9 protein-coding genes and 1 pseudogene are annotated in these 12637 nt (G+C 41.0%); 7 read left to right on the plus strand and 3 right to left on the minus strand.

Annotated elements, in window-relative coordinates:
* Nucleotides 1-24: 24 nt before the first annotated feature.
* The 6 genes from V7K48_RS30995 (at nucleotide 25) to V7K48_RS31020 (ending at nucleotide 7800) form a co-directional block, all read left to right on the plus strand.
* A complete protein-coding gene (locus tag V7K48_RS30995) occupies nucleotides 25-1227 on the plus strand; it encodes a glycosyltransferase family 4 protein (protein ID WP_335078554.1) in 1203 nt (400 codons plus the stop codon).
* Entirely contained in the window at nucleotides 1145-2071 is a 927-nt protein-coding gene (locus V7K48_RS31000; protein WP_335078556.1) for a glycosyltransferase family 2 protein, read from the plus strand. Before V7K48_RS30995 ends, V7K48_RS31000 begins: the two co-directional genes overlap by 83 nt.
* Nucleotides 2072-2269: 198 nt before the next feature.
* Complete coding sequence (locus V7K48_RS31005) at nucleotides 2270-3724, plus strand: O-antigen ligase domain-containing protein (protein ID WP_335078557.1); 1455 nt, start codon at nucleotides 2270-2272, stop codon at nucleotides 3722-3724.
* A 35-nt stretch (nucleotides 3725-3759) separates the two neighbouring features.
* Nucleotides 3760-4881, plus strand: coding sequence for a glycosyltransferase family 4 protein (locus tag V7K48_RS31010; protein WP_335078560.1), 1122 nt, complete (start codon nucleotides 3760-3762; stop codon nucleotides 4879-4881).
* Nucleotides 4882-5131: 250 nt separating this feature from the next.
* A complete protein-coding gene (locus V7K48_RS31015) occupies nucleotides 5132-6781 on the plus strand; it encodes a GMC family oxidoreductase (RefSeq protein WP_335078562.1) in 1650 nt (549 codons plus the stop codon).
* A 449-nt stretch (nucleotides 6782-7230) separates the two neighbouring features.
* Nucleotides 7231-7800: a PIN domain-containing protein gene (locus tag V7K48_RS31020; RefSeq protein WP_335078564.1), complete on the plus strand. Its 570-nt coding sequence runs from the start codon at nucleotides 7231-7233 to the stop codon at nucleotides 7798-7800.
* 395 nt (nucleotides 7801-8195) lie between these two features.
* Here the strand turns inward: V7K48_RS31020 and V7K48_RS31025 are convergent, their stop codons facing one another.
* Together V7K48_RS31025 and V7K48_RS31030 are read right to left on the minus strand one after the other, a co-directional pair.
* Nucleotides 8196-9383, minus strand: a complete 1188-nt coding sequence (locus V7K48_RS31025; RefSeq protein ID WP_335078566.1) for an MFS transporter — start codon at nucleotides 9381-9383, stop codon at nucleotides 8196-8198.
* Nucleotides 9384-10221: 838 nt separating this feature from the next.
* Nucleotides 10222-10522: pseudogene (locus tag V7K48_RS31030) on the minus strand (hypothetical protein); the annotation flags it as partial.
* A 366-nt stretch (nucleotides 10523-10888) separates the two neighbouring features.
* Here V7K48_RS31030 and V7K48_RS31035 point away from each other — a divergent pair.
* Nucleotides 10889-11320: a TOBE domain-containing protein gene (locus tag V7K48_RS31035; protein WP_335078568.1), complete on the plus strand. Its 432-nt coding sequence runs from the start codon at nucleotides 10889-10891 to the stop codon at nucleotides 11318-11320.
* Between the two features lie 510 nt (nucleotides 11321-11830).
* On the opposite strand, the gene V7K48_RS31040 is transcribed toward V7K48_RS31035, so the two are convergent.
* On the minus strand, nucleotides 11831-12241 hold the full coding sequence (locus V7K48_RS31040) for a 2TM domain-containing protein (protein ID WP_335078570.1): 411 nt from the start codon (nucleotides 12239-12241) through the stop codon (nucleotides 11831-11833).
* Nucleotides 12242-12637 lie beyond the last annotated feature (396 nt).

Consider the following 12637-nt stretch of genomic DNA (forward strand, 5'->3'; position numbering starts at 1 on the left):
TTTTATCATTAAGGAAGGTAGGGGATGAAACTTTGTATTGTTACTCATAAAATAAAAAAAGGTGATGGTCAGGGGCGGGTAAACTATGAGGTTGCTAATGAAGCAATTTCTCGTGGTCATCAACTGATATTATTAGCTAGTGAAGTTGCACCAGAACTAGAAGAGAATAGCCAAGTTAATTGGATTAAAATTCCAGTCAAAGGCTATCCCACCGAATTTGTGCGTAATTTCATATTTGCTAAAAAAAGTGCAGATTGGTTGTGTCAAAATCGCTTTAACATTGATTTAGTTAAAGTCAATGGAGCAATTAATATGGCTGTCGCTGATGTGAATGCTGTACATTTTGTCCACAGTTCATGGTTGCGATCGCCTGTTCATATTTCTCGCAATCGCCGAGATTTATATGGTTTTTACCAATGGCTGTTTACGGCTTTCAATGCCCGTTGGGAAAAACAGGCTTTCCAAAAAGCGCAGGTTGTTGTAGCAGTATCAGAAAAGGTAGCCCAGGAATTAGTCAATATTGGTGTGCCGCGTTCTCAGATTCGCATAATTGTCAATGGCGTTGACTTAGAAGAATTTGCCCCCGGCCAAAGCAATCGCCAAAAGTTAGGTTTACCAGAGAACGTTACCCTAGCACTATTCGCCGGAGATATCCGCACACCCAGAAAGAACTTAGATACCGTATTGCACGCCTTGGTGAAAGTTCCCAATTTACATCTGGCGGTGGTGGGACATATCGAAGGTAGCCCCTTTCCACAACTAGCTACCTCTTTGGGGTTAAACGAACGCGTGCATTTTGTCGGATATCGCCGTGATATCCCCGAAATTATGCGATCAGTAGATTTATTTGTTTTTCCTTCCCGATACGAAGCTTGCACCCTCGTATTGTTAGAAGCACTTTCTTCAGGACTGCCGGTAATTACTGCCACAGCTACCGGAGGTGCAGAGTTGGTGACACCAGAATGTGGCATCGTCTTACCCGACTCAGATGATATCGATGCTTTGGCTGTGGCGTTGATGTCCTTGGTGAGCGATGTCTCGTTGATGCAATACATGGGCCAAGCGGCTCGCTCTGTAGCAGAACAACATAGCTGGACTAGTATGGCACAAACTTATGTGGATCTATTCGAGGAGTTAAGCAAGAATGCGGAACACCGTTCTCATACCGACTTATCGCCGTCCACAAGACCTCTCACGCTGCCTTTTGGCGCTACAGGAGCAAACTAAACCAGTTGATCAGGTGATAGTGGTTGTTCGCGATACGGATGCAGAAACCTGGCAATTTCTCACTCAATTTCACCTGCACAATTTGCCACTGCATACCGTGAAAGTGACACAACCGGGGGTAGTAGCAGCTCTCAACGCCGGACTAGCAGCAGTGGAGGGCGATATTGTTTCCATTACTGATGATGATGCTGCACCCCACCCCGATTGGTTAGAGCGCATCGCCGCTTACTTTTCCTGTGATAGTCGCCTCGGCGGTTTGGGAGGGCGTGATTGGATACACCACGGCAGCAAATTAGAAGATGAATCCCGCTTAGTCGTTGGACAGTTGCAGTGGTTTGGGCGAGTAATTGGCAACCATCATTTGGGAGTGGGAGAACCCCGCGAAGTCGATATTCTCAAGGGCGTAAACATGAGTTTTCGTACCCAAGCAATCGGGCAATTGCGCTTTGATCAGCGGATGCGCGGGACAGGAGCGCAGGTACATTTTGAAATGGCATTCACTCTAGCATTAAAGCGGGCTGGTTGGAAGATAATTTATGATCCTAACGTTGCTGTAGACCACTATCCGGCACAACGTTTTGATGAAGATCAGCGAAACAACTTTAATGAAATTGCCTTTATTAATTTAGTCCATAATGAAACTTTAGTTTTACTAGAGCATCTGTCATTTATGCACCGGATTGTATTTTTGTTCTGGGCAGTATTTGTGGGTACATGCGATAGTTTGGGTTTCGTACAATGGCTAAGATTTTTACCTAGCCAAGGGCAATTGGCAGGTAAAAAATTGTTGGCATCCTGGCGTGGACGTTGGCAAGGATATAAACAATTCAAAATCCAAAATTAAAGACCTATTTCAATCCTGTTCACTTAAGAATAATCGTAGATTGGGTTAAGTGCAGTGCAACCCAACAAAGTCTTGATAATGTTGGGTTTCTACGTCAGTTTTAGTTTTTAGCCTTAACTGAACTTTCTTGAGACCTATTCTTTAATATTGAATTCCTTTCAAGCCACCAAATTTATTTATATGTACATCTAAAATTGAATGAATTCTAAGCAGATACTTTTCAATAGTTTTTTACAAGAAAATTATTCTCCTGAGGAGCGATCGCTACAGGGTTGGATGGCGATCGCAGGCTTTGTATTACTGACTGTAGTTTGCTATTTTGCTGGTGCTACTGCCGCATTGCGCCTAATTTTCCCGGTGACAGCTTTAGTAGTAGCCGTGTTTTTATACTTGCGACATCCCATTCTCTACATCAGCTTTACCTGGTGGATTTGGTTTCTCACACCTTTAGCTACTCGCTTAGTTGACTATCGGGTGGGCTGGGACGCTACCCGTCAAATGCTGATAGCACCCTACTTAGTGGTGTTTGTCACCATAGCAACTTTCTTCAGACACTTTCCTCGCGCTTCTCGCCAAGGGGGCTTGCCGTTTGTTTTGGCTTTTATTGGAGTATTCTACGGTTTTTTGGTAGGTCTTATTTATAACCAGCCAATCCCTGTAGCACGCGGTCTGCTGGATTGGCTCAGTCCGGTCATTTTCGCTTTTCACTTATTTATAAACTGGCGAGATTATCCTAGCTATCGCCAGAACATTCAGCGAACATTCCTCTGGTGTGTGTTGATTTTAGGAACTTATGGCGTATATCAATTTGTGGTAGCTCCTGAGTGGGACAGGTATTGGCTGATCGAATCAAAACTATTCATGAGTGCTGGAAATCCTGTACCTTTTGGGATGCGGGTCTGGAGTACATTGCACTCAGTTGGCCCCTTTGGTTCAGTCATGCAAGCTGGTTTACTGTTGTTATTTACAAGTTCAGGAAATTTAATTTTTCCTGCTTCAGCTGTTGGTTATTTATCCTTTTTATTGACACAAGCACGTACTAATTGGGGAGGCTGGTTATTTGGAGTAATTATGATTATGGGTTCAGTCAAAGCCCGGATTCAAATGCGCTTAATTACCATAATTGTGGTCATGGCAATTTGTGTTGTGCCATTAACAACTATCGAGCCAATTTCTGGGGTTGTCGCAGCCCGTTTGGAAACTTTTTCTAATCTTCAAGAAGATGGCAGCTTTAAAGATAGATCGGGAACTTACGACAAAAACCTTGGTTTAGCCCTTTCTAATGGTTTAGGTAACGGCTTAGGAAATATTTGGAAGGTCAACGAAAAAACTGGTCAAATTGAAGTAGTGGTAATTGATAGTGGCATTTTAGATATGTTTTTCACCCTTGGTTGGTTTGGAGGCATCTTTTATATGGGTGGATTAATCTTGTTAATTATTAGTGTTAGCAGTTATGGTGAAGGTCGTTTCGATAGTTTTATCAGTGCTGCCCGCGCCATTGGGATTAGTTCTGCTGGACAGCTAGTTATCGGTAGTGGCATGTTGAGTGTGGCAGGGATGATTCTTTGGGGATTTTTAGCTATGGCTATGGCAGGACATAAATACTATAGCAATCCCAAGATTCCAGACTTCTCTAAGAAGTCCGGGATCTGATAAATCTTACAACTTAAATAGGACTACTATAGATTATGAAAGTAATTATTGTAATGCCACTGGCCGAGCAACGAGGTGGCGGTGAAATGATGCTTTGGGATTTGGTGCAGCAAGGACGTAATGCTGGTGTTGAGTGGCTAGTGATATTTTTAGAAGACGGCCCGATGGTAGAACAAGTAAAGTCCCTCGGTATCGATACGCAAGTTGTAGAAAGTGGACGTTTACGCCAAATTCACCGTTTTATTGGCGCTGTTTTTCGGATAGCTGCGATCGCTCGCCGCGAACGTGCAGATATAATTGTCAATTGGATGTGGATCACGCATATATCTGGAGGTTTGGCAGCAATGCTGGCGGGGTTGCCTGCTGTGTGGTATCAACTAGAAGTACCTAGTGACAAGACTTGGTTGGTGCGAATCGCCACTTTAATCCCAGCCCAGGCAATTATCACCCTCTCACAAGATGGTAAGCAAGCACAGGCAGAGATTTGGCCCCACAGACCAACATCCTTGGTTTATCCTGGTGTCGCACTAGACCGATTTGAGCCTAATGCTTTGCCTTCTTCCGAAGAAGCACGGCGAAAGTTAAATTTACCTTTACACGGGCCGTTGATTGGAATTGTTGGACGATTGCAACGATGGAAGGGAATGCACGTACTGGTGCAAGCAATGCCCAAAATTTTACAGAAGTATCCCGATGCTCATTGTGTAGTAGTTGGCGGTAAACACGATTTGGAACCGGATTATGAAGACTTCTTAAAAGCAGAAATTGCAACCTTAGGCTTGAAAGAGCAGGTAATTATGGCTGGGTTACAGCGTAATATCCCGGAGTGGGTGCAGGCGATGGATGTATTTGTTCATGCATCAGATAAAGAGCCGTTTGGGATAGTGATTATTGAGGCAATGGCGCTAGGTAAACCTGTAATTGCTGGTAATGCAGGCGGGCCAACAGAGATTATTACCGATGGGATGAATGGACTATTAACACCTTACGGCAATGCGGATAAATTAGCGATCGCAATCCTCCGCTATCTTGACGAGCAAGAATTTGCCCGAAGTGCGGGAATAGCTGCCAGGCAACGCGCCCTCGATTTTTCAACACAGAATTATGCCCAAAACTTTATTAGTGCAATTCGTTCTGCCATGCCAAGCGTTTCATAGGCTAAATGAAACACTTGGTATTACAAAAGTCAATTTTCTGAAAATTAAACCACAGATTTACATCGATTAATTATCTATAGCAATCCTCAATTATTTATGAATTTTTCTGTTTCTCTTCTCTGCAAGACGCTACGCGTTGGCAAAGTCTTTCGTAGAGAAGGTGGTTCAATAATTTTCATAAATTAAATAGGATTGCTATCTGTGCATCTATAGCTAAAAACAATAAATTAAATCAAAAGGAATTAAATAAATGTTGATTGATAGCCGGAAATTGCCAATAAATGAAGTTATCAATACTGAAGTTTGTATAGTTGGTGCTGGGCCAGCAGGAATTACACTTGCACGAGAATTAATTGGTCAAGACTTTCGAGTTTGCTTACTAGAAAGTGGTGACATTAAATTTAATCAAGAGACTGCATCTCTTAGTCAGGGTGAAACTGTTGGAGATCCATTTCCACCACTGCAAGATATGCGTCATCGTCAATTTGGTGGAATGGCTAATGTCTGGAATATAGAAATCGATAAAAATCAACTTGGTCTGAGGCATGTCCCATTAGACGAAATAGATTTTGAAAAACGAGATTGGGTGCCATACAGCGGCTGGCCTTTTAGTAAATCTCACCTGAATCCATTTTATCAGCGTGCTCAAGCAGTCTGTAAACTCGGTTCTTTTGCTTATGAAGCTGAGGCTTGGGAAAATGCTCAATCTCCTCGGACACATTTTACAAGTGACCGAGTTACTACCAGTATGTTTCAGTTTGGCCCACGCGATATTTTCACCAATGAATATCGTCATCAAATTAATCAATCTCCTAATATCAACACATTCCTCAACGCCAACGTGGTAGAAATTGAGGTAGATGAAACAGCCCAAACAGTGAAACGCGTACAAGTAGCTTGTTTATCAGGTAAGAAATTTTGGGTTGTTGCAAAAATATTTATTTTAGCCACAGGTGGTATCGAAAACGCACGTTTACTTTTGCTATCGAACCGGATTCACAAGAATGGATTAGGGAATCAAAACGATTTAGTGGGTAGGTTCTTTATGGATCATCCTTTTATCCGTTGTGGTATGCTTGTTCCGCAAAATCGCAAAATCTTCAATTCGATGGCTTTGTATGACTTACGCCGGGTGAATAATGTAACAATCATGGGAAAATTTGCTCTGACAGAACAAGTGATGCACCGCGATAAATTACTAAATATGACTGCGTTGTTATATCCCAGAGATGAAAAGTTTAGATCGGCAGCAAAAGCTTCTGCGAAAATTTTGTTATCTTCAGTTAGACAAGGGCAGTTACCCAAGAATGTTTTTCAACATTTACAAAATGTGATTACAAACCTTGATGATTTAGTAGCTGATTGGTATAAGTATAATGTCAAAAAAGAATATTTGTTCCCTGATTTAAGTCATGGTGGATGGTCTGACCATGAAGGTAATGAACAGAAATATACAAAGTTTGAAGTTCTCAGCCAAACTGAACAAACCCCAAATCCAGATAATCGGGTGACACTCAGTAATCAACTAGATAAGCTTGGTTGTCCTCAAGCAAAATTAACTAATCATTGGAGCGAAATAGATATTTGCAGTGTGAAGCGATCGCAGCTAGTATTTGCAGAAGAGTTTGCTAGTGCAGGATTGGGTGAGTTACAGATTGAATTGGATGGAGATCGTCCGGTTGCTTCGCTGAGTACCCATCACAATATGGGAACAACGCGTATGCATCATGACCCAAAACAGGGAGTAGTAGATGCAAATTGTCAAGTTCACGGCATCTCTAATTTATTCATGGCAGGCAGCTCTGTTTTCCCTACAGGAGGCTATGCTAATCCTACGCTTACCATTGTTGCCTTGGCAATTCGACTGGCAGACCATGTGAAAGCACAATTGTGTCATTAAGTACAACTTTGCATAAAATCGTCACGCTTTTAAACCTAGCGATCGCCTGAGCGCACATCACCAGATTACAGGATCTGCACCGATCCCAAGCCTTTTGCTACTGCCAGTTACAAAAATCAAATTGATACTTTATGAATGCAAGCTCTTGATGAGCTTACTGCTCAAGCTCAAGAACTAGATATGGGGTACGAATAAGAATCGTGATACATAACAGTTTCGCATGATTAGCCAGATGCTCTGCTAAAGGCAACTCTAGGAATAAAAGTACATCTAACAATCAAGTAAACTAAGTCAGGAAGCCCTCTAGTAACCAATTGACTTAGTTTTAACTTTAATGCAATTGAAACTATAAGTTAAGAGCAAAAATTTACTTAGTATAAAGGACATTTATAAAGAAAATTTGTTACTACTGTTAAGGGTAATAATTTCAAACTAATAGAGCAATTACAGTGTCTAATTTTACAGTTATTTATGATGCATGTGTGTTATATCCAGCACCATTAAGAGATTTTCTTATGCGACTTGCAGTCACCGACCTATTTAGGGCACGGTGGACGGACGCAATTCACTTAGAATGGATTAGAAACCTTTTAAAGAATCGTCCTAATCTCACGCTTGAGAAGCTTACCAGAACTAAAAATCTGATGAATAGCCATGTCCGAGATTGTCTCGTTACAGGTTATGAAGCACTGATCGCAGGTTTACAACTTCCAGATCCAGATGATCGCCATGTCCTCGCAGCAGCGATTCCTTGTAATGCAAGTATTATAGTCACTTTTGACCTTAAAGATTTTCCAGATCAAGCTCTTTCACTATATGGTGTTGAGTCCCAGCATCCAGATGATTTCATTCTGCATCTGATTAACCTTAACCCAACAGAAATTTGCAAAGTGGTAAAGAGGCACAGAAGTAGTCTTAAGAATCCCCCTAAGACATCTGAAGAGTACTTGGAATCGCTTTTAAGGCAGGGACTACCACAACCAGTTACTGCTCTACAAGATTTTTGCTATGATATTTAGTAGAAATCTACTGAGATTATGATAAATCAAGTATTTTAAAATACTATTATTATTTTACTCTTTCAAAAGAGCGTAATTAGCCCCAAACGGTCAAAATTCGTATGAAGCACTGGCTAGATGAACCTCTTGTAAAAATATTGCCAAAAAATCTACAAGGATTTCTCTCAAACCCTTGTAAAAACTTGATTGCAAATCTTCGGACAGGTCTATTTATCCTTCCTTTTTGAATGCTTGATCTGCCGCCCTACCGATCACCCTGCCAGAAGTGAAGCACGAGTCCAAAAACACCGCCCAAAAGCTTACCCCTTAATGATAAACCCCGGCATGAATGGGAGCAAGCAATTGCAAAAACCACAAGTGTTTCAGCTTTCATTAGTACAATTCAGTACAAAAACTTACTTGCCTGTTACCGAATGTTGCACCAGCCAGCAATGTAAGCCCACCATTAAGAGCGCCAATGGCAGCATCAACATTGGGATGATTTCTAAATTTGTCCAACTTGCAACCCAGCCTGCTCCAGTAGGTATGATCGCTGCCCCCAAACTAGCGGCACTAGTGGCGATGCTAACAGCCGCAGGAACATGGGGATCAGGCAATCGTTGAGGGATTAACCAAATGGTCGCAGGAAAGATGGCTGCCAATCCAAAGCCAATCAACGGTAAGCTAATCCATTGATCTGGCAGTTGCCACCAAGCAAGTAATCCAATGATCACCAGACTAAGCGACATACTGATTGTGCGGACTGCCCCAAGCCATTGTAAGAAATAACCTAAGATGAAACGTCCCAATGTTAATCCCAGCCAGTAGGCACTAACGCTATAACCAGCAATGAGCGTGGGAGTGTGACGAGCGACAGATTGCACAGTGTATGCCCAGTTACCGATGCAAGCTTCAGTGCCAACATAAACCAGCAAAAGTAGCCCAGTTAGCAGTACTATCGGAGTTTGGAGCGCTCTACCCAGATTTTCTAACGCAGTTGTATTTGATGGCAATATCCGTAGTGTCATTGGTGTGTAGTTGAAGATGATTACGCCCAGCACGCTCACAATTAATAGGCTGACAATCCCGGCTAATACCCCATAAACCTGTCGCCAGTTCATGCCAATTGCTAATAAAGTAGTAGCGATCGCCGGACCTAAGAGTGCGCCAATACCATAGAAAGCATGGAGCAAACCAATCAGACTGGCACTGCGGGAATCTTGCACAATGTAGGTGTTGATCCCTGCATCAATCAGCCCAATGCCCAATCCCAACACTGATCCAGCGGCAACCATGAGAAACCAGAAGGGTGAGGTGGCATAGATCATCAGTGCCATCGTCAGCGCACCCGCAGCAATCAACAGCATTCGGGCTAACCCCAGCCGACTACTCACAAGACTGCTGGTGAATGCTGCTAGAATGTAGCCGCTAATTTGACTGACAAACAGCAGAGTGACAGTTGCTGGAGTCAGGTTATAGGTAGACAGAATCGAGGGCAGAAGAACTCCTAATCCTGCTTCAGCAATGCCAATGGCAATAAAGGCATAGAAGGCGATCGCCTCCCCAATCCATACAGGTGGTAGGGTGCGTTGATAGTCTCTCATTGGCTGGAATGCTCCTGGGTCAGACAATTTGACTGCTAAGATTTACTCAATTAATCATCCTCAAAAATAACTTCATAAATCAGTTACTGCTCTACAAGATTTTTGCTATGACATTTAGTATAAATATACTGAGATTATGACAATATAAAGTATTGAAAAATACTATTATTATCTGACTCTTTCAAAAGAGCGTAATTAGCCCCATACAATCAAAAGTCGTGTGAAGCACTGGCTATATGAACTCCTTGTCAAACTGCGATTGCAACATCAAGGAAGGAGCATCTATGAAAGAGCAATAAGTCCAGTATTAGAAAGGATGAAAAAATGATCCAAACAGATTTCTGTATCTTGCATATGTCGATTTGCTCATTTAAAAACTACCTAGAGTATTTCTTGATTCAATTTCAGAAAAAATAGCGTAGGCGAAGCCCGCCGTTCAGGTAGCGTCTCGTAGAGAAGGCATCGCCTGAATCAATAGTTATGTATTTTTTTGCCCTAAACTATTAAGAACCATCTCAAAACCTGATCACTACGTTGCCAAAAAGTCTACAAGGATTTCTCTCAAATCCTTGTAAAAACTGGATTGCAAATTTTCGGGCAGGTCTATTTATTCTTCCTTTTTGAATGCTTGAACTGCTAAGAACGCTAATGCTAATGTACCAGCGATCGCACCCCACTGGAGAAGCAGATTTTTATCTAGCCAGTCGGAAACGCTAGGTACAACTAAGTTACCAAAATCCTCCTCAACTCTGTTGTCTTCGGGAACAGATTGGTAAAAATTATTTGGTGCATCTTCAGACTTCGGTTCAGAAGTACGCTATAAATCTAAGCCAACGAGCACTAACAGTATAAATGGAGTGGAAATGGCATATTAGTTGTTTTGGATTAAAGACCCGTTGATAGTCGCTACACTTGCCTTCTTTGCCTTGAATCAAACTAGAGCGTTCTACATAACCGCTAATAATATTTCCCATCTCAACGCTGATAACATCAAAATTTTGTGCCTGTATCCAATGCAGCACTTTTTTCAACTCCGCATCAGCTGGCATAGCTTTGAGGGGTTCTGCCACGTATTCAATGGTGATATTGTTCTCAAATAAACTCCGCAGGTCTTGAGAACGCGATTTTAGGTGTTTCATCCTCCTACTGTGAACTCATGTTAAATAATTCTACAGCACTCACACGATCGCTGCTTTCGGTTTTTTCTGCCAGATTACCCCTGCATAGGCGTAGCCCAACCTAGTCATCGCTATCTCAACAAATACCATAGTCCAATGTTATACCATCCTTGTTGGTATTAAATGGAGTAAGGTTAGACATTTTCAAGTAACAAAATATTTTGCACCTACAAAAAAATATTTATGTACTTATCTAATACAGATTAGTTGATTAATTTTCGCTAAAAATGCCGAAAATTCTGAGAAAAAAATGTTATTACTAAAACGACACATCGAAATGATACTTGGTAGAATCGTACCAAGATAACCAAAATTGATAATATTATTATGCCAAGGAAAGAACAAGGATGGGTCACATTTCAAACTTCCGAGGAGGAGCGGAAGATTCTAGAGGAGTTCTGCGAACAGTCTCAACGCACCAAGACTGAGATTCTGCGGGAACTCGTGCGTAGTCTCAATCAGCACTCTTTACCACCAACTCAGCAGGAAAAACAGGAATATACCTACACTCAAAAGCCTGAAATAGAAAGTAGTATTCAAAAGAAATCACTAAAAGTTAGCTCTCGCAATATTCTTAAAGGTATCGTTAAACGAGTTGTTTATGGAGCTGTTAATAGTGAGGTTACTCTGGAGATTATTCACAAAGTTGAGTTAACTTCAATTATCACCAGAGCTTCTGCAGAAGAGTTGGAACTATCTGAGGGAAAAGAAGCTTATGCAGTCATTAAGTCTAACGATATTGTCATTGCTAGAGAATAAAAAAACATTGGTTTTTGGTGTTGGATATTAAGAGGATGAACTTTCCTTACTAACATTCTTAATTTTGGAGAGCTGCAAGATAAATTGAGTATATATAGTTAATGCGATTTCTATGATGGTCACTGAGTTTGTTGTACCCCTACGGGGAAGTAAGCTAGCAAGAGCGTCTCGTAAAGAAGTGCGGGCTACGCCTACGTACATCCAAAGGGAGTATCAACTGGCAATATAAAATTGCTTAGGGATTAATCTGGGATTGTTTTTGTTTTGCTTACGGCTATACAAGACTTTGCAAAAAGATTTGCAATTGGAATTTGCATAGGCGTAACCCGTCGTAAACATCGCTTATATAATAGCTGTTTTTCGTATAAACATCCTTTCTAAAGCTGATGAGTAAAGTAGTAAACCTTTTGTTTAAGAAATTGTGTGAAATAATTCCCTTGTCCTGATGCTATTAACCCTTCATACAAATGAAGGGTTTTTAAATATTTCAAACTTTCAATTACCCGGAAGTTAAATTTGTCTACGCCATTTCTGAAAGGCTATCTCGTAATCCTCTGTTTTAGTCTGAGAAACACTCCACCAATGAAAAAATAATCCTAATCCCCATCCCAATACTGGGAAGATAGCCCAAAAGTAACTAGGACTAGTTATTAAATTCATGAGAATGAGGAATAAATTCACTGCTAGAAAGGAAATAAAGTGTCCCCAAAAGGCTCTGTTGCGGAAAGTATTAAATGTGCGTCGCAAACGTTCCTCTTCTTGTTGAGCTAACCACTTTTGTTCAGTTGTTTCTAAAGTATTAGAAGAAATACCTAACTCAGATGCCATTTCTATAAGCTGTTCTCGTGAAAATTCACCTTCCTGTTTACGAGTGAGTGCTATTTGAAGGATTTGTTGCACATCTTCAGAATCGTAAGTCATTTTAATTACCTTATAAGTTTGTGTGTAAATGCGCTTTTGATTTCACGAAGTTTTTGATCGGCTTCGTTCAATTCAGTTAACGAACGCCTCCACATTTTGCACCAAATACTTGGTGACATTCACAACTTTATTATTTTCTCACAATCGATTTAGGGCTACTGTATTTGTCAATACTTCTATATTGCTGTTAGGACATTAAGCCAACATTATCTGAAAGTTGAATGCTAATAGTGTCAGAAAATATTGACAATTGTAGAGGTAAAATTCTCGCTTTTGCAGGGTTTTTTGATGTTAACTAAAAACCACACTATTTGCATCGGATTTGGATGCAATAGACACATCAATTTTAGATAAATAGTTCCAAAACCTTGTCTCGTCTAGATTTGAGTTTGTGTA

Source organism: Nostoc sp. (assembly GCF_036919615.1).
GTDB lineage: Bacteria > Cyanobacteriota > Cyanobacteriia > Cyanobacteriales > Nostocaceae > Nostoc.